The organism is Bradyrhizobium sp. SEMIA (genome assembly GCF_014844175.1).
Lineage (GTDB): Bacteria > Pseudomonadota > Alphaproteobacteria > Rhizobiales > Xanthobacteraceae > Bradyrhizobium > Bradyrhizobium arachidis.
The window spans coordinates 3,774,313-3,790,683 of sequence record NZ_CP046601.1 but is presented as its reverse complement, the minus strand read 5'-3'; the positions used below and the strand labels follow the sequence as shown (position 1 = coordinate 3,790,683).

The following is a 16,371-nucleotide window of genomic DNA, read 5'->3' as shown; positions in this document are numbered from 1 at the left end:
TCATTCCCCTGAAGGTTCGACCACGGCAAGCTCGACGCCCTCCTGCACGATGTCGCCGACCTTGCATTTGATCGACTTCAGCACGCCGGCATAGGGCGCCCGCAGCGTCTGCTCCATCTTCATCACTTCGAGCGTCAGGATCGGCGCGCCCTTGTCGAGTTTTGCTCCCTCTTCGGCCAGCACGGCAACGACCGTGCCCGGCAAGGGCGCGGCGATCTTGTCCTCACCGACATGCTCCTCGCTCTCGCCACCGAACGGATCGACCCAGTGCAAATCGAAGCGGCCGTTGCGCGTGCGCAAGTAAAGCTCGTGGCCGTCGATCACGGCGGCGACGGAGGATTTGACGCCGTCCAGCGTCAGGTCGAAGCCGCCATCCTTCGGCGCGATCGCAAACGCCAGCTCGCGCTCGCCGATCACCAGCGTCGACGGCCCGCTGCCATAGTTCAGCGCGATCTTCTGCTCCGGACCATGTCCCACGCGGAAGGCAAAGCTGCGCTGGCGCCGGCCAACCGGCTGCCAGCCAAAGGTCTGCCAAGGAGACCCCGCCTCGGCCCGCGCAGCCTGCCGCTCCCCGTTGACGACCGCGGCGATCGCGGCGCAGAGCTCGAGTTCGCCCGGCGCCGGCGCTGCGGTCGTCAGCACCGCCAGCTCGCGCTCGATGAAGCCGGTGTCGATCGCATTGGTTCGCACCTTCGGATGCGTCATCAGTGCCGACAGGAACGGGATATTGGTGACGATGCCGCGGACGTCGGACTCCTCCAGCCCGCGGTTCAACCGCTCGATCGCAACATCCCGCGTCGGCGCCCACGCGATCATCTTGGCAAGCATGGCGTCATAATACGGCGAGACCGTATCGCCCTCGCGATAGCCGGCATCGATGCGCAGGCCGCCGGTCTCGTCAGGCAGGCGCCACGTGGAAATCCGCCCGACCGAGGGCATGAAGTTCTTGGTCGGATTTTCCGCGTAGACGCGCGCCTCGACGGCATGGCCGTTGAGCTTGATCTCGTCCTGCTTGAGCGGCAGCGCTTCGCCGAAAGCGACACGCAGCTGCCACTCGACAAGGTCGATGCCCGTGATCAGCTCGGTCACGGGATGCTCGACCTGGAGGCGCGTGTTCATCTCGATGAAGAACACGTCCTTGCCGTCGGAGACGAACTCGATGGTGCCGGCGCCGACATAGTTCACCGCGCCCGCCGCCTTTCGCGCAGCCGCACAGACCGTTTCGCGCTGGGCGGCATTGAGCGTCGGCGACGGCGCCTCCTCGATCACCTTCTGGTGCCGGCGCTGCAGCGTGCATTCACGCTCGAACAGCGAGAGCAGATTGCCCTGGCTGTCGCCGATGATCTGCACCTCGATATGCCGGGGATTGTCGACATATTTCTCGATCAGCATGCGGTCGTCGCCGAACGCGGCCAGGGCCTCGCGCTTGGCGCTGACGATCGCGGGGCCAAGCTCGGCCGCCGAGCGCACGATGCGCATGCCGCGCCCGCCGCCGCCGGCTGAAGCCTTCACGAGAACCGGGAAGCCGACCTTCTCGGCCGCCTTCGCCAGGGTCGCATCATCCTGCGCATCGCCATGATAGCCGGGCACCAGCGGCACGCCCGCCTTCTCCATCAGCGCTTTCGAGCCGGACTTCGAGCCCATCGCCGTCATCATCTCGGCGGTCGGGCCGACGAAGACAAGGCCCGCGTCGTAGCAGGCCTGCGCGAACTCGGCATTCTCCGACAGGAAGCCGTAGCCGGGATGCACGGCCTCGGCGCCGGTCTTCTTCGCGGCCTCGATCAGCCGCTCGACATTGAGATAGCTGTCGCGGGCACGTGCCGGCCCGAGCAGCACGGCCTCATCCGCGAGCGCGACATGCATGGCGTCGCGGTCGGCCTCGGAATAGACCGCGACCGTGCGCAGGCCCATGGCGCGCGCGGTACGGATGACGCGGCAGGCGATCTCGCCGCGGTTGGCGATCAGGAGGGTGCGAAAACGCCGGTAGAGTTTTGTACGGTCCATCGCATCACATCCTGAACAGGCCGAACTTCGTTGGCTCGATCGGCGCATTCGACGCCGCCGAGAGGCCAAGGCCGAGCACGAGGCGCGTGTCGGCGGGGTCGATCACGCCGTCGTCCCAGAGCCGCGCGGTCGCGTAATACGGGATGCCCCTGGTGCTCATATTGCGCGCGGATGGGCTCGCGGAATTTGTCTTCCGCTTCCTTCGACCAGCTATCGCCCTTGGCCTCGATATTGTCGCGGCGGACTTGGCTCAGCACCATCGAGGCCTGCTCGCCGCCCATCACCGAGATGCGCGCATTCGGCCACATCCAAAGGAAGCGCGGCGAGTAGGCGCGGCCGCACATGCCATAATTGCCGGCACCGTAGGAGCCGCCGATCACCACGGTGAATTTCGGCACCGAGGCGGTCGCAACCGCCGTCACGAGCTTGGCGCCGTCGCGCGCGATGCCCCCGGCCTCGTATTTCTTGCCGACCATGAAGCCGGTGATGTTCTGCAGGAACACCAGGGGAATGCCGCGCTGGCAGCACAGCTCGATGAAATGCGCGCCCTTCAGCGAGCTTTCGCTGAACAAGATGCCGTTGTTGGCGATGATGCCGACGGGGAAACCCCAGATATGGGCGAAACCGCACACCAGCGTCGTGCCGTAGAGTTTTTTGAATTCGTCGAACTCCGAGCCGTCGACCACACGCGCGATGATGTCGCGCACGTCGAACGGTTTTCTGCCATCGACCGGAACCACGCCGTAGATCTCCTCCGCGCCGAACAGCGGATCGCGCGGCTTATGCATGTTGAGGTTCGGCCGCGTGGACGGCTTCAGCGTGCCGACGATGCGTCGGGCAATGCCGATCGCGTGGGCATCGTTCTGGGCGTAGTGGTCGGTCACGCCCGACTGGCGCGAATGCACGTCGGCGCCGCCGAGCTCTTCCGCACTGACGACCTCGCCTGTCGCGGCCTTCACCAGCGGCGGACCGCCGAGGAAGATGGTGCCTTGATTCCGCACGATGATGCTCTCGTCCGACATCGCCGGCACATAGGCGCCGCCGGCGGTGCAGGAGCCCATCACGATCGCGATTTGTGGAATGCCCTGTGAGGACATCTGCGCCTGGTTGTAGAAGATCCGCCCGAAATGGCGCTCGTCCGGAAAGATCTCGTCCTGCATCGGCAGGAAGGCGCCGCCGGAATCGACCATGTAGACGCAAGGCAAATCGTTCTGCCGCGCGATGTCCTGCGCGCGCAGATGCTTTTTCACGGTCATGGGGTAGTAGGTGCCGCCCTTGATGGTGGCGTCATTGGCGACAACAACGCATTCGCGGCCCGAGATGCGCCCGACGCCGGTGACGACGCTCGCCGAGTGCACGTCGCCGCCATAGAGGCCGTAGGCCGCGAGCGGCGACAGCTCCAGGAACGAGGTGCCGGGATCGACCAGCAGGTCGACCCGCTCGCGCGCCAGCATCTTGCCGCGCGCGGTGTGGCGGTTGCGCGAGGCCTCGCCGCCACCGCCGGCGACCTGGCTCAGCTTTTCGCGCAAGTCGGCGACGAGGGCGCGCATGGCATCGGAGTTGCGCGCAAAATCGGACGAAGACGTATCGATGCTGGAATGGAGCGGCATGTGGTCCCGCGTTCTGGTGTGACGTGTGAGAGGCCGCGGGCAAGGCGCCGCGGCCGTTCCATTGTGGAGGGGTCAGGCGGTCTCGGACATCAATTCGCGGCCGATCAGCATGCGCCGCACTTCCGACGTCCCCGCGCCGATCTCGTACAGCTTGGCATCGCGCCAGAGCCGTCCGACCGGAAACTCGGATGTATAGCCGACGCCGCCGAGCGCCTGGATCGCTTCACCGGCCATCCACGTCGCCTTCTCCGCGGAATAGAGGATCGCGGCCGCCGCATCCTTGCGCAGCGTGCGCGCGTGGCCACCGCGGTCGCAGGCCTTTCCCACGGCATAGACATAGCACGCGTCGCCTGCCAGGTCGAATACATATCGGCGAGCTTGCCCTGCATCAGCTGGAAATCGCCGATCGGCTGGCCGAACTGCTTGCGCTCGTGCATGTAGGGCACCACCGCGTCCATGCAGGCCGCCATGATGCCGAGCGGGCCTCCGGACAGCACGGCGCGCTCGTAGTCGAGACCCGACATCAGCACCTTGACGCCCTCGCCGACTGCGCCGAGCACGTTCTCCTCGGGCACCTCGCACTCGTCGAAGAACAAGGGATAGGTGTTGGAGCCGCGCATGCCGAGCTTGTCGAGATGCTGGCCGTGGGTGAAACCCTTGAAACCTTTCTCGATCAGGAACGCGGTCATGCCACGCGGACCGGCCTCCGGATCGGTCTTGGCGTAGACCACCAGCACGTCGGCATCGCCGCCATTGGTGATCCACATCTTGGAGCCGTTGAGCACATAGCGGTCGCCGCGCTTGTCGGCGCGCAGCTTCATCGAGACCACGTCGGAGCCGGCGCCGGGCTCGGACATTGCCAGCGCGCCGACATATTCGCCGGAGATCAGCTTCGGTAGATAGCGCTGCCGCTGCGCGTCGGTGCCGTTGCGGCGGATCTGGTTGACGCAGAGGTTGGAGTGCGCGCCGTAGGACAGGCCCACGGCCGCGGAGCCTCGCGAAATCTCCTCCATGGCGACGATGTGGGCGAGATAGCCCATGTTCGAGCCGCCATATTGCTCCGGCGCGGTCATGCCGAGCAGACCGAGGTCGCCGAAGCGCTTCCAGAGGTCGGCCGGGAACAAATTGGCCTTCTCGACCTCGGCGGCGCGCGGGGCGACCTCCGCTTCCACGAAGGCGCGCACGGTGTCGCGCAGCATGCCGATGTCTTCACCCAGATCGAAGTCGATGCTCGGGATGTTCAAGGCGATTCCTCCGTCTTCTTGTCGGCCCGAATTGTCGGCCCGAACCTACCCCCGCCCGGGTGCCGCTTCGGTCGAAAAGGTTGCATTTTCCGCCAAGTTTGGCGAGGATTTTTCATGCCCTTTCAAGCTGCGACAGTATTGCCCCGCCGCGCCATGACCCCCGCCGCCTTCGTCCGCGGTGTGGTCGCCGCCTATGGCCGCTACGGGCGGGATCCGGCGGACGCGCTGGCCAAGGGGCAGGTCACCGAAGACCTGGTCGGGTCCAGCGACGGGCGGATAACCGCCGCCCAGTTCGAGGCGCTGGCGGGCCATGCCATGCGCGAGCTCGACGACGAGGCGCTCGGCTGGTTCTCGCGCCGGTTGCCCTGGGGCACCTATGGCATGCTGTGCCGCGCCTCGATCACGGCGCCCAATCTCGAGGTCGCGCTCAAGCGCTGGTGCCGGCATCACCGCCTGCTCACCGAGGACGTGCTGTTCGAGCTCTCGGTCGGTGATGAGACCGCGACCATCGCCATTCGCGAACAGCGCGATCTCGGCGCTTTCCGCGAATTCTGCCTCGTCACCCTGCTCCGCTACGTGCTCGGCTTCTCCTGCTGGGCGGTGGACTCCAGGATCGCGCTGCGCGCCGCCGAGTTTCCTTACGCCGAGCCCGGCCATGTCTCGGTCTATCCGACCATCTTCTGCCGGACCTTGAGCTTCGATGCGGATGGCGCCCGCATCGTCTTCGACAAGCACTATCTGTCGCTGCCGCTGACGCGCAGCGCCGCCGATCTCGACAGCATGCTCAAGGGCGCGCTGCGGCTGACCGTGCTGCCCTACCGGCGCGACCGCCTGCTGGTCGAGCGCGTCCGCCGCGTGCTGCGCCATGCGCGCGGCCGCAGTCTCGGCGCCGAGGATGTCGCGAGCGAGCTTGCGCTTTCAACGCGCACTATGCACCGCCGCCTGCGCGAGGAAGCAACCTCGCTGCGTGATCTCAAGGAGGAAGCAAAGTTCGAGCTGGCAAAACAGGAACTGATGCGCGGCCGCACCCCGATCAAGCGGATCGCGGAGATCGCCGGCTTCCGCAACGAGAAGAGTTTTTCCCGCGCGTTCCGCAGCTGGACCGGCGCCTCGCCGCGCGAGTTTCGCGGAAGGTATCGATGAGGCGCGCCATCATCGGCCTGTCATAAATTGACGGCCTCCGAGATCGCTCCCGGAGGCCGCAATGTCCTGGATCGGGTCTCGATGTCAGGCGTTAATTCTGCGCACCCTGGCGAGCCTTGGGCTGCTTCGTCTGCTTCGGCTGGAAGGCGAGCGCGTCGTTGCCGGTCTTCGACGAGCCACCGGCCTGCGAGCACGAGCCGCCGATGCCGCCGGCCGCCTGACGGCAGGCTTCCATCGTCGGATAGCCGCAGCCATGCGCGGCCTGGGCGCCGTTGGTGATGCAATAGTCGTCTGCCTTCGCAGCCGGCGCGGTCATCATCAAGAACGCAGATGCAAACAGCGTCGCGGCGGACGCGACGAACGTCTTCGAGGTCGGAGTCATGCTGTCTTTTCCTGCTTAAAGGGTCCCACAAAAGCGCCCCCGGCATGCGACACAGGCCGAGGTTCACACCTTGCATCTAGGCCGCACGCGGGAGCCGGCAATCGTGCCCCGGCGCATTGCAGGGCTTCGTAAATCACATGTCACAGTTAGGTGAGTTACTAAACTATATGACAGACTCGCAGTCTCGGCTTTTATGAAATGGCTCGCCGTAAAAGTGTGAAGTCCCCTAGCCCGCCGAGGCGACCGCCAACTCCTGCACCGGCAGCGGCACGTCCTTGGCGACGCCCAGCACCGGGAAGCTGCGGACGTTCCTCACGTCGGGCATCGCGGCAAAGTGAAGAAGCTGCTGACGCATGCTCTCCACGCTCGGTGCGACGCATTTCAGGAGATAGTCCGTGTCACCGGAGATCCGCCAGCACTGCTGGATGCGCGGGATCGCAGCGATCGAGCTCTCGAACGCCTCCAACACCGGCTGGGCCTGGCTGCCAAGCTGGATCGAGACGAACGACACCACCTCGTAGCCGAGCAGCCGCTCGTCGATGACCGCGCGCACCGCCCGGATCACGCCGCGGCTGAACAGCGATTTCAGCCGCCGCAGGCAGTTCGGCGCGGACACGCCGACGCGCAGCGCCAGCTCGTTATTGCGCACCCGCCCGTCCTGCTGGAGCTCGGAGAGTATTTTGAGATCGACGCCGTCGAGCTGGTCACGCCCGGCCATACCCTACCCTCGTCATGGTCGTATCATGAGGGCAGCGAAGCACGGGGCGGACTGGATGCCAACCACCTTGGGTTTCTAGGGGGCTTGAGAGCGTGGCGGAAATCTCGCCTGCGGCCCATCCTTCGAGACGCCCGTCTCCGGCGGGCCCTCAAGATGAGGTCGCGTTTCGCGGAAAGATATCAGACCCTCATGGTGAGGAGCCCGCCAAAGCGGAGCGCCTCCGGACGATGCTCTGCATCGCCGGGCGAAACATGCAGGCCGAGTTCACCCTCCCCGAAAACGTGGATGCCCGGGCCTTCGCCTCGCCGAAGGGGCTTCGGCCCCGCAGGCGGGGCAAGCCCGGGCATGACGGCGTCTCAGACGAGAATGGCGCTCTAATGCGTCCAGGGCTCGCCGCGGCGGAACGAGAAATTGTCGGCATAGGCGACCGGGCGGCGGATCGAATCCTGGGGCTCGATCACCTGGTAGGCGATGCCTTTGCGCTCGCAATAAGCGACCGCCTCTTCCTTGGTTTCGAAGCGTAGCGTGATCTGCTGCTTCATGTCGCCGGACGAGGTCCATCCCATCAGCGGCTCGACCGAGCGCGGCTGCTCCGGCTCGTAATCCAGCTGCCATTCCTTGGTCTTGGACCGGCCGGATTGCATCGCGTTCTTGGCGGGCTTGAAAATGCGTGCGGTCATGGTCGGTCCGGGCCTCTTGGTCTTTATCGTTCGATTTCGATGCGTCACGGTAGCAGTTGGTGGAAACCGCGGGCATAGTATAGAGACACCTTTTGGGAACTGTTCGGTGATTCCAGTCCCTTGGGTGCCCTTCACCGACGGGTATAGTCATTATGCTGCACCGTGACAATTGCGTACCCGCCGCCCGCCCCGGGATCCCGGCCGGTGCCCCCGCCTCGCCGACCTCAGCGTATCCGTCCCCTACGAAAGCTCCCGTCGCATGACCTTCCTGAACGTCAGCGCAACGCTCCCCGAGAAAGGCCGCGACCTCAGGCTCGACCTGTTTCGCGGCGTCGCGAACTGGGCGATCTTTCTCGACCACATCCCGGACAACGTCGTGAACTGGATCACGACGCGCAATTACGGTTTCTCCGACGCCGCGGACCTGTTCGTCTTCATCTCGGGCTACACCGCCTCCTTCGTCTATGCGCGGATGATGCTCGAGCGCGGGTTCATCGTCGGCGCCACGCGCCTGACCAAGCGGGTCTGGCAGCTCTACGTCGCCCACATCATCCTGTTCGTGATCTACATCGCCTCGATCAGCTATCTCGCGCTGCGCTTCGGCGATTCCGAGATGATCAACGAGTTCAACGTCGCCGGCCTCGTCGACAACGCCACCGAGACGCTGCGCCAGGGCCTGTTCCTGCGCTTCAAGCCGCTCAATCTCGACGTGCTGCCGCTCTACATCGTGCTGATGGGGCTGTTTCCGCCGGTGTTGTGGTTCATGCTGCGCAAGCCCGACCTGACGATGGGATTCTCCATCGCCCTGTGGCTGGCCGCGCGTCACTTCGGCTGGAATCTGAACGCCTATCCGGCCGGCCAGTGGTACTTCAACCCCTATTGCTGGCAGGTGCTGTTCGTGTTCGGCGCCTGGTGCGCCATGGGCGGGGCACGGCGCTCGGGCGCGCTGATCAACTCGCAGATCACGCTGTGGCTCTGCCTCGCCTATCTCGCCTTCGCGCTGGTCATGACCATGGCCGGTCGCTTCCCGAGCTTCGGTGGCATGTTTCCGGAATGGCTGTTCTCGGCCTTCAACCCTAACGACAAGACCAACCTCGCGCCCTATCGCTTCATCCACTTCGTCGTGATCGTGATCCTGGTGATCCGCTTCTTGCCGAAGGACTGGCCGGGGCTCGAATGGAAGATCTTCGACCCGGTCATCGTCTGCGGCCAGCAGTCGCTCGCCGTGTTCTGCGTCGGCGTGTTCCTGTCCTTCGTCGGCCATTTCGAGCTGTCGATGAGCTCGGGCTCGCTGTTCGCACAGCTCTTCGTCAGCATCGCCGGCATCGCCATCATGACGACGGTGGCCTATTACATTTCCTGGTCGAAGAAGCAGGACAAGCCGCTGAAGCCGCCGCCGCCCGCCAAGCCTGCGGCCGCCTCGCCGGCAAAGGCTGCCTGAGCCCGCCGCAGCGATGCTGTGCCTGATGGCGGCGATGCCGCCTCAGGCCGCCTCTTCGCCGTCGAACTCGGTGAACTTCTTGTAGATCCAGTCGCGGCCGTCGTGGCGGCGCCACACCTTGCCGTACACGAGCTGCCCGTTGATCGAGCGGCGCGGCACGATCACGGTCCAGAGGTGCCAGACCTCGGTCCAGTTCGACTGCGAACCGACGGTTCGGACGTTGCGATCGAAAGACATGACGCAGAACTCACACGATACGAGCGTAGCGACGAACTGTGATCTTGTGTGAGCACCAATTGGAGGTACCCCGTCGCGAGCCGGGACCGATTTGATAGTGATTACCAGGGCATCCGCAACAATCGCTCCGCCTTAACCTAACTGGTCAACCTTACTTGTCGTGCGCAGCTGTTCCGGACTGGTTGAAAGCGGACGCCGATTTTTCTAGAATGCGTGCACCATTTGAGAATGAGCGCGCCGTTTTGGACGCGTGACGATTTTGAGCCGACGTCGAAATTTGAGCGCGCTGGAATTCTGAAAAGTATTGACGGGCGGGGACGACCACAATGAATTTGCAATGTGCATGTCTGCGTGTGGCGGTGCACTCGACGCCGTCTGCTCCGCTGATCAGGATATTCGTCGAGGTGCCGCTGAAGGCCGCCAACGACAACCACCTGGTATGGCCATTGCTGCCGTTTCCGCTCGGCTGGTACGCCTCGAACTGATCGCTAAGGCGTCATCGCGCTTTGGGTCGTTGGTCGAGCATGATCTCTTTCGGGAAACCGCAGCGAAGGGTCGTTGCAATGACAGGCCGCGGCGGCGCTCTCGATTTTCTGGCGCCGTGCCGAGGGCCCAAAAGCGGCGACGTCGAGGTGCAATACTTTGACCTCAACGAGCTTGAAGTGGAGCTCGAGCTCAAGATCGGCTAGCTGTTCACTCCCTCAGGACGCTCGTTCGCTGCTCTCAGGGCAGCAGAGAAAAAGAGGCCGCCAGGCGGCGGCCTCAATTGGTCTTAGCGGCAGGGTTTCCCTGACATCTGAGCCGCACGGCTGTGACAGCCGTCATGCATTCTCGGCTTTGCCTTCGGAGCGTTCGAGGACTTGGTCGCCGGTGGCTGTGATTGCGCGAATGCCGCTAGCGGTGACGCGAAGAGAGCAAATGCTAAAGCGACTTTCAAAATGGACTTCATGTTATGACCCCACTGGGTTCGAGATAAACAGGCGCATCCTAGCGTTCATTTAGGAGTGTGTCAGCGCCGGGTTGTCCACTCCCTCAGGGGTGCCCGTTCGCTCCCCCTCAGGCGACTACGGAGCGCTGAACGGTTAGTTGTAACGCTTTAGAGGACGAGAGTGCCGCTCTCTGGGGCCACATCCGCTAGCGTGGCCGCACTTGTCGCAAGAGAAGTTGCACACGCCTAACTGTTGCCAAGAGCCGTCACCACCGCACCAAAAGCGCAACGCCGCGCAAGCGGAGTATCATCGCTTGGCGGCGTCCGTTTAGGCATTGGGCGCTGAAATCCCCAACACACATATGTCTATGGCGACGACCAAAGGTTCGATGAATCTGTGGTAATTCGCCGCCGCGCGCCTCATCGCAATCCCCTGAAATATCGTGCAGAAGTCGCCACGCGCGACAAACAAGCGCTCATGCTTCAGAACACACTGGACAGCGAATCGCGCAGGCGTTTCGGGATGCGATGGGCAGCATACCCGTATCAATGATTAAGCCGGTTCAGACGCCGCTGCTGGCGCTCGATGCGCTCTGGGCATTCCCTCCGAGCGAGCCTTGCGCGTTATAGGTCTGCCCCGCCTGGCTGCCTTGGCTAGCCTGGCTGCCCTGACTGTTTTGCGTGCCCCCGGACTTCTCGACCTCGGTCGATCCGTCGGAATAGGTGATCGTCGTGGTGGTGACGCCGTCGATGGTGATGGAGACTTCGCTGACGACGGTCTTGGCCGAACCGCCGCCGCCCGAGCCGGAGCTGCCGCCCGCCGATTGCGAGGACGACGTCGCCGAGGTCGACGGCGTTGCGGATGTCGACGATGTTGCCGACGTCGATGACGCCGCTGAGGATGACGTCGTGGCCGCCGACTGGGACGTCGAAGCCGCCGCCGCGGTTGAAGCAATCGCGCTGATCGACATGAAAACCTCTTCCCAAGTAAAGTGCTGGCGCAGCGCCGGTTGCGCGCCTTGCTCCCTCCTTCAACGCGGAAGCTGCGCCGGGCAGGCGCCGTCGACCTGAGAAATTAGATTGCTGGGCATTTCCAGCATTACCATGCAGGGCTGGATTTATTCCCTCGCCTCGATCATGCGGCGCCGCGTCGATCGGCCGCTTGTTCTGAGCCCGAGCAGCCGAACGCTCCCGATCACGTCAGTAGTGATAGTTCAAACCGACCGTCGCGGCATGGATCGTGTCCTTGAGGTGGGCCACGGTGATGCTTTCGGACGGGCTGATCAGCTGTATCGGGCTCTTCGTGCCGAAGTCGTAGTAACTATATTCGACATTGGCCGACCAACTTGACGCGAACGCCCATTCCACACCGGCGCCCAAGGTCCAACCGGTCCGCATGACCGACGCGCTGGGATCGACCGCGAAGCCGGTGGCCGGACTGGTATACGCATCATCGATCTTCTCATGCGTCCAGGCGACGCCGCCGCGCGCATAGATCAGCCAGCCCAAGCCATAGGCATAGCCGAGCCGTGCTGTGGCCGAGGCGAGAAAATCGTTCTTGAGGCCGAACCGCGATGGCACGGCGAGGTTGCCGAGCGCGGGAAATCTGACACTGCTCCCATGCTGGCTCGAAAGGCTCGACCATGCGGCGCGGCCTTCAGCGCCGACGACCCAGTTGGATGCGAATTGATGGTCGCAGCCGGCTTGCCCTCCACCGACAAAGCCGGCGGCGCCAAAGTCGACCGTTCCCCCGGCGCTGTTGATCGTGCGATCGTCGCTGGCGACGCCGCCAAGATGACCGCCGATGTAGCACCCGGTCCAGTTGAAGACGACGGAAGCCATCGGAGGTGCTTGCAGCGCAAAATCGGCGGCAGACGCGGCCGTGACCGAGAAAGCGGCGAGCGCCGCGCCAGCGAGAGCTTTCAACATGTCCCGACATTCCTCATTGCCCGTGCGGAGGTTCTAGCGGGCCGAGCTGTCGCGGAGGTTGCGTGATGCCCGCATCTCCCGTGCGGGCGGAGCAGGCCGCGTTCCGCCGGCAATACCCAAACGGGCCCGGTTGGTTGGGATCTCGAGGGAAATGAAGGAGGTTCAACCTCGGGACTGGTCGGGGCAGCTGGATTCGAACCAACGACCTGCAGTACCCAAAACTGCCGCGCTACCAGGCTGCGCTATACCCCGAATGTCCGGTGAGCCCCGTCGATACACGCTTCCCAAAGCGCCAGCAAGCTCACAAACGCCGCCAGCAAGCTTACAAACCGGCGCCAGCAAGGCTGGCAAGGCCCCCGGCCGGGCGGTGCTATTTGCTGCCGAACAGCGGGTGACCGACGCGATCGCCGGGGCGGATGCCGTATTTCTGCGCCGTTCCCGCCACCACCTCAAGCACGGCCCGGGCGGGCCCTCCCGACGAGATGATCTTGGTCGACAGCGGCTCGGTATTCTCGGCGATGCGCAGGATGCGGCCGTCGGCGCGGATGAAGATCATGTCGAGCGAGACATAAGTGTTCTTCATCCACATCGACACTTCCTGCTCGGGATTGAAGTCGAACAGCATGCCTTTGCCGTCGGCCAGTTCCTTGCGGTACATCAGGCCGGTCTGCTTCTCCTCCTCGGTGGTCGCCATCTCGACCGAGAACACCTGCACGCCGTTCTTGGTGACGATCTCGAGCGGCTGGAAGCTGGCGGCATTGGCGGCGGCAAGGCCGGCGATGACGAGGATGGCGGCAAGGCTGGCGACAAGGCTTTTGGCAAATCCCATGGCGAGACGCATGGGAAAAGTCATGGCAAAAGTCATGAAATGGCACTCGGAGCGGGTGGGACTGGAACAGTCCTTACGCGGCGATCATGACAAAAGCCAGAGGCGCGCCGGCCTGCCGACGCGCCTCTTGTCACGATTCCGGGAATGGAAGGGCTAAAGCATGATCCGGACCCGGAGGGCCGCGTTAGCGCAAAGTGCGGCGCGGTGTTCCGGAAAGATCATGCTCAAACAACAACCTAAAGCGCGATGACGATTCATCCCTCATCGCGCTTTAGTGCGACTGCAATCCCGGCGAGCCGGTCTCGGGATGGATCTCGGCCGCCATCATGCCCTTGGAGCCGGGCCCGAAGCGGACCAGGACATATTGGCCGGGCCGAAGCTCGGTCATGCCGAAGCGGCGCAGCGTCTCCATGTGCACGAAGATGTCGGGCGTGCCCTCACCGCAGGTCAGGAAGCCGAAGCCGCGTAGCCGGTTGAACCATTTGACCTGGGCCCGCTCCAGCCCGCTGGTCGGGGTGACCGTGACATGGGTGCGCGGCGGCAGCATCTGCGCCGGATGGATCGCGGTCGATTCGTCCATCGAGACGACGCGGAAGGCCTGGTAGCCCTTGGCGCGCTGCACACATTCGACGACAATGCGGGCGCCCTCATAGGCGGTCTGGAAGCCGTCGCGCCTGAGCACGGTGACGTGCAGGAGCACGTCGGGCCAGCCGTTGTCGGGAACGATGAAGCCGTAGCCCTTTGAGGCGTCGAACCATTTGATGACGCCATGAACCTCGACGAGGTTGGCGCTGCCCTCACCAAGTCCGGTGAAGGGACTGAGCGCGCTGTCGCGACCGGCGCCGCCGTGTTCGCCTACCGCTGGAACTCCGACCTTCTTGGACTCAAATCCGTCCGACGACCCCATAACCCCGGACCCCACACTGCCATGCAACCCGCCACATTGGCGGCTCTCGAATCACGCGTCTTAAGAGAATGTTCTCAATTCGACGCGACGCGAATCTTTCGACTCAAAAGATAACACTCCCGGTTGCGAGGCATAGATAAAAAAGAGATTCGCCGGAACCTATGAACAGCTTGCACAGCCGCGAATCAAATTGATGCCTCAATTTGCGACAAAGGGCCCGAGGGTTTCGCCGATGTCGTGATGGATCACGAGGTCGGCGATGTCGTCCTGCTCGGTCGGCTCGCGATTGATGATCACCAGACGCGCGCCGGCGTTCTTCGCCATCATCGGAAAGCCCGCCGCAGGCCACACCACGAGCGAGGAACCGATCGCGATGAAGAGGTCGCAGGCCTGTGACAGCTCGGTTGCCCGCTGCATTTCGTCCTCGGGCATCATCTGGCCGAACGAAATCGTGGCGGTTTTCACCGGCTCGTCGCACGCCGTGCAATTGGGTGCGGCGCCATCGCCGTCGAAGCGGCGCTTCACCCAGTCGAGCGGATAGGCCTGCCCGCATCCGATGCAACGCGCATAGGTAGTATTTCCGTGAAGTTCAATCACGTGCTCGGGCGCGAAGCCCGAGGCCTGGTGCAGATTGTCGATGTTCTGGGTGATCACGCCGGGGATCTTGCCGGCGCGGTAGAGCGAGGCGAGCGCGCGATGGCCGCGGCCGGGCTTTGCCGCCGCGAACACCTCCTCCATTGCGAAGCGGCGGCGCCAGGATTCGTCGCGCGCTGACTGGCTTGCGACGAACTCACCGAACTCGATCGGACGGTAACGCGTCCAGAGCCCGCCCGGCGAGCGGAAGTCGGGAATGCCGCATTCGGTCGAGATGCCGGCGCCGGTGAACGGCACGATGGTTTTGGCTTCGGCGATCATGTCGCCGAGTCGCTCGACGCCGCTGCGAAGATCCGATGCAATCATGAGCGGTCTCCCGAATCCGTTTTGGCTTAGTTGCAACAGGCGCAAGCGACAAGATCGCTGACGCTCTTATGAAGCGCGAACCCGATGCGCTCGGCAATTTCTTCCGCCCTTCGCATATCACAATCCTGCAATGCCTCCTCCCCATTGACGCCCCAATCAGAAGCGCCAATGCATGTGTTTACGCGACTCAGGATGATGCGGCGGCAGTGCTTGAGTCCAGCAGTGCACTCATACTCAGGTGTAGAGGGGATTTGACAATGACCGAGGACGAGCAACGCAAAATCCGCGAACGTGAAGAGATCGCCGCCCGTGTCGCCGCCTTCCGTGCCACGCAGGAAAAATTCAAACGCGAGCGTGAGGAGTATTTCGTCTCGACGCTCGACAATGCCCGCAAGGCGGAACGGCCCTCGCTCTGGCCGTAAGCACGCCTGATCACCGCGCATGCAAAAAGCCCGGAGCATGGCTCCGGGCTTTTCGTTTGGTCAGAGGCTACCAGTGACGGTAGTAGTGGTGGTGCCGGTAGTACGGTCCACCGTAATAGGCATACGGGCCAGGGCCGTAATCATAATAGGCCGGTCCGCCGTAATAGCCGTAGCCCGGTCCATAATAGCCGTACGGATGGGACGCGGCGACCGCGCCCGCGGTGATCGCGCCGGCGGCGAGGCCAAATGCGAGGCCCGGTCCGATACCGCGACGCCAAATGCGACGGCCGGTCCGAGTACCGCGACCGCGCGCCTCGGCCGGCGCAGGCGCCGCGATAGCCGTCACGCCGACGGCCGCGACGGTGGCCAGAACTGCCAGTGTCTTCTTCATGATCTCCTCCTTCGCGTACTGCGACAACAACGACGAGCGCCTGCGATGGTTGCGCGCGGAGGCGGAACCGGCGGCCGCAAAAAATCTCTGCTTCGCGGGAACGAAAGCGCGGCGGGCGGATTGAAACTGCAAGTGCGGAAGCCTCCGCCATCCGGGTTGAGGCGACAGCACGAAGAACCCCGTCTGCATCCTCCGCGGTGCAGGCGGGGTTTTCAGTTTGATGGGAGCGAATGGCAGCAGACGCAAGCTTCTGCCAGCGGGACGGACGATCAAGGAGGAGAGATTGCCGATATCGACTTTGCTGGCTCGCATCCGCAGGCTCGTTCCCAGAACCGGCGATCAGCATTACGACGAGATCGTCCGCAGCTTCGGCGTCGGCACGCTGCGCCCGCCGCCGACGCCGATGAGCGACGGTGAGCTCGCGCGCGCCATCGCCGAGTTCCTGAAGGAGCAGCCCTCGAGCGAGTCCGTCGCGACCCTCGGCCGGCGGCTCGACCCCTCCTCCCCGCTCTGACGCAACTATTCCGGGAACATGCGCCAGCGGCG

At 63.9% G+C, this 16,371-nt stretch carries 17 protein-coding genes, 1 tRNA gene and 2 pseudogenes; 7 read left to right on the top strand and 13 right to left on the bottom strand.

Features of this window, described 5'->3' with window-relative positions; translation table 11 throughout:
• The 3 genes and pseudogenes from FOM02_RS18635 to FOM02_RS18625 form a co-directional block, all read right to left on the bottom strand.
• Nucleotides 1-2,004, bottom strand: coding sequence for an acetyl/propionyl/methylcrotonyl-CoA carboxylase subunit alpha (locus FOM02_RS18635; RefSeq protein ID WP_027557972.1), 2,004 nt, complete (start codon nt 2,002-2,004; stop codon nt 1-3).
• Nucleotides 2,005-2,008: 4 nt separating this feature from the next.
• Nucleotides 2,009-3,614 (bottom strand): annotated as a pseudogene (locus tag FOM02_RS18630) (carboxyl transferase domain-containing protein).
• Nucleotides 3,615-3,686: 72 nt separating this feature from the next.
• Nucleotides 3,687-4,858: pseudogene (locus FOM02_RS18625) on the bottom strand (isovaleryl-CoA dehydrogenase).
• A 114-nt stretch (nt 4,859-4,972) separates the two neighbouring features.
• On the opposite strand from FOM02_RS18625, the gene FOM02_RS18620 reads away from it, so the two are divergent.
• Nucleotides 4,973-6,001, top strand: coding sequence for an AraC family transcriptional regulator (locus FOM02_RS18620; protein WP_027557969.1), 1,029 nt, complete (start codon nt 4,973-4,975; stop codon nt 5,999-6,001).
• Between the two features lie 91 nt (nt 6,002-6,092).
• On the opposite strand, the gene FOM02_RS18615 is transcribed toward FOM02_RS18620, so the two are convergent.
• From FOM02_RS18615 to FOM02_RS18605, 3 genes are all read right to left on the bottom strand, one after another.
• Complete coding sequence (locus FOM02_RS18615; protein WP_027557968.1) at nt 6,093-6,383, bottom strand: DUF3551 domain-containing protein; 291 nt, start codon at nt 6,381-6,383, stop codon at nt 6,093-6,095.
• A 226-nt stretch (nt 6,384-6,609) separates the two neighbouring features.
• Nucleotides 6,610-7,101, bottom strand: a complete 492-nt coding sequence (locus tag FOM02_RS18610) for an Lrp/AsnC family transcriptional regulator (RefSeq protein ID WP_027557967.1) — start codon at nt 7,099-7,101, stop codon at nt 6,610-6,612.
• A 374-nt stretch (nt 7,102-7,475) separates the two neighbouring features.
• Nucleotides 7,476-7,781, bottom strand: a complete 306-nt coding sequence (locus tag FOM02_RS18605; protein WP_027557966.1) for an ETC complex I subunit — start codon at nt 7,779-7,781, stop codon at nt 7,476-7,478.
• A gap of 259 nt (nt 7,782-8,040) precedes the next feature.
• On the opposite strand from FOM02_RS18605, the gene FOM02_RS18600 reads away from it, so the two are divergent.
• Entirely contained in the window at nt 8,041-9,222 is a 1,182-nt protein-coding gene (locus tag FOM02_RS18600; RefSeq protein ID WP_027557965.1) for an OpgC domain-containing protein, read from the top strand.
• Nucleotides 9,223-9,264: 42 nt separating this feature from the next.
• Here FOM02_RS18600 and FOM02_RS18595 read toward each other — a convergent pair whose 3' ends face one another.
• The gene (locus FOM02_RS18595; RefSeq protein WP_027557964.1) at nt 9,265-9,459 is read right to left on the bottom strand and encodes a hypothetical protein; all 195 of its coding nucleotides are present in this window, start codon (nt 9,457-9,459) and stop codon (nt 9,265-9,267) included.
• 326 nt (nt 9,460-9,785) lie between these two features.
• Here FOM02_RS18595 and FOM02_RS18590 point away from each other — a divergent pair, with 326 nt between their 5' ends.
• From FOM02_RS18590 to FOM02_RS18580, 3 genes are all read left to right on the top strand, one after another.
• A complete protein-coding gene (locus tag FOM02_RS18590; protein WP_167336506.1) occupies nt 9,786-9,944 on the top strand; it encodes a hypothetical protein in 159 nt (52 codons plus the stop codon).
• Between the two features lie 78 nt (nt 9,945-10,022).
• Nucleotides 10,023-10,148, top strand: coding sequence for a hypothetical protein (locus tag FOM02_RS18585; protein ID WP_265441953.1), 126 nt, complete (start codon nt 10,023-10,025; stop codon nt 10,146-10,148).
• Nucleotides 10,149-11,110: 962 nt separating this feature from the next.
• Nucleotides 11,111-11,458, top strand: coding sequence for a hypothetical protein (locus FOM02_RS18580; RefSeq protein WP_156950862.1), 348 nt, complete (start codon nt 11,111-11,113; stop codon nt 11,456-11,458).
• A gap of 129 nt (nt 11,459-11,587) precedes the next feature.
• Here the strand turns inward: FOM02_RS18580 and FOM02_RS18575 are convergent, their stop codons facing one another.
• The 5 genes from FOM02_RS18575 to FOM02_RS18555 all read right to left on the bottom strand — a co-directional run bounded on the left by FOM02_RS18575 (nt 11,588) and on the right by FOM02_RS18555 (nt 15,012).
• Complete coding sequence (locus FOM02_RS18575) at nt 11,588-12,316, bottom strand: outer membrane protein (protein ID WP_027557963.1); 729 nt, start codon at nt 12,314-12,316, stop codon at nt 11,588-11,590.
• Between the two features lie 175 nt (nt 12,317-12,491).
• A tRNA-Pro gene (locus tag FOM02_RS18570) sits at nt 12,492-12,568 on the bottom strand.
• Between the two features lie 118 nt (nt 12,569-12,686).
• Complete coding sequence (locus tag FOM02_RS18565; protein WP_231164020.1) at nt 12,687-13,169, bottom strand: DUF192 domain-containing protein; 483 nt, start codon at nt 13,167-13,169, stop codon at nt 12,687-12,689.
• 247 nt (nt 13,170-13,416) lie between these two features.
• The gene (locus FOM02_RS18560) at nt 13,417-14,052 is read right to left on the bottom strand and encodes a cold-shock protein (RefSeq protein ID WP_027557961.1); all 636 of its coding nucleotides are present in this window, start codon (nt 14,050-14,052) and stop codon (nt 13,417-13,419) included.
• A 198-nt stretch (nt 14,053-14,250) separates the two neighbouring features.
• Nucleotides 14,251-15,012, bottom strand: a complete 762-nt coding sequence (locus FOM02_RS18555) for an SIR2 family NAD-dependent protein deacylase (protein WP_027557960.1) — start codon at nt 15,010-15,012, stop codon at nt 14,251-14,253.
• 257 nt (nt 15,013-15,269) lie between these two features.
• Between FOM02_RS18555 and FOM02_RS18550 the strand changes: the two genes are divergently transcribed.
• Complete coding sequence (locus FOM02_RS18550) at nt 15,270-15,434, top strand: hypothetical protein (protein WP_018457755.1); 165 nt, start codon at nt 15,270-15,272, stop codon at nt 15,432-15,434.
• Nucleotides 15,435-15,501: 67 nt separating this feature from the next.
• On the opposite strand, the gene FOM02_RS18545 is transcribed toward FOM02_RS18550, so the two are convergent.
• Nucleotides 15,502-15,825, bottom strand: coding sequence for a hypothetical protein (locus FOM02_RS18545; protein WP_265441952.1), 324 nt, complete (start codon nt 15,823-15,825; stop codon nt 15,502-15,504).
• Nucleotides 15,826-16,108: 283 nt separating this feature from the next.
• On the opposite strand from FOM02_RS18545, the gene FOM02_RS18540 reads away from it, so the two are divergent.
• On the top strand, nt 16,109-16,339 hold the full coding sequence (locus FOM02_RS18540) for a hypothetical protein (RefSeq protein WP_027557958.1): 231 nt from the start codon (nt 16,109-16,111) through the stop codon (nt 16,337-16,339).
• Nucleotides 16,340-16,371: the final 32 nt, after the last annotated feature.

What these genes read in the sequence shown, in the direction of transcription:
- FOM02_RS18595 (WP_027557964.1), bottom strand. Translation starts at nt 9,459, where the DNA reads ATGTCTTTCGATCGCAACGTCCGAACCGTCGGTTCGCAGTCGAACTGG.
- FOM02_RS18560 (WP_027557961.1), bottom strand. Translation starts at nt 14,052, where the DNA reads ATGGGGTCGTCGGACGGATTTGAGTCCAAGAAGGTCGGAGTTCCAGCG.
- FOM02_RS18565 (WP_231164020.1), bottom strand. Translation starts at nt 13,169, where the DNA reads ATGACTTTTCCCATGCGTCTCGCCATGGGATTTGCCAAAAGCCTTGTC.
- FOM02_RS18555 (WP_027557960.1), bottom strand. Translation starts at nt 15,012, where the DNA reads ATGATTGCATCGGATCTTCGCAGCGGCGTCGAGCGACTCGGCGACATG.
- FOM02_RS18590 (WP_167336506.1), top strand. Translation starts at nt 9,786, where the DNA reads ATGAATTTGCAATGTGCATGTCTGCGTGTGGCGGTGCACTCGACGCCG.
- FOM02_RS18605 (WP_027557966.1), bottom strand. Translation starts at nt 7,781, where the DNA reads ATGACCGCACGCATTTTCAAGCCCGCCAAGAACGCGATGCAATCCGGC.
- FOM02_RS18620 (WP_027557969.1), top strand. Translation starts at nt 4,973, where the DNA reads ATGCCCTTTCAAGCTGCGACAGTATTGCCCCGCCGCGCCATGACCCCC.
- FOM02_RS18550 (WP_018457755.1), top strand. Translation starts at nt 15,270, where the DNA reads ATGACCGAGGACGAGCAACGCAAAATCCGCGAACGTGAAGAGATCGCC.
- FOM02_RS18545 (WP_265441952.1), bottom strand. Translation starts at nt 15,825, where the DNA reads ATGAAGAAGACACTGGCAGTTCTGGCCACCGTCGCGGCCGTCGGCGTG.
- FOM02_RS18635 (WP_027557972.1), bottom strand. Translation starts at nt 2,004, where the DNA reads ATGGACCGTACAAAACTCTACCGGCGTTTTCGCACCCTCCTGATCGCC.
- FOM02_RS18585 (WP_265441953.1), top strand. Translation starts at nt 10,023, where the DNA reads ATGACAGGCCGCGGCGGCGCTCTCGATTTTCTGGCGCCGTGCCGAGGG.
- FOM02_RS18610 (WP_027557967.1), bottom strand. Translation starts at nt 7,101, where the DNA reads ATGGCCGGGCGTGACCAGCTCGACGGCGTCGATCTCAAAATACTCTCC.
- FOM02_RS18575 (WP_027557963.1), bottom strand. Translation starts at nt 12,316, where the DNA reads ATGTTGAAAGCTCTCGCTGGCGCGGCGCTCGCCGCTTTCTCGGTCACG.
- FOM02_RS18600 (WP_027557965.1), top strand. Translation starts at nt 8,041, where the DNA reads ATGACCTTCCTGAACGTCAGCGCAACGCTCCCCGAGAAAGGCCGCGAC.
- FOM02_RS18615 (WP_027557968.1), bottom strand. Translation starts at nt 6,383, where the DNA reads ATGACTCCGACCTCGAAGACGTTCGTCGCGTCCGCCGCGACGCTGTTT.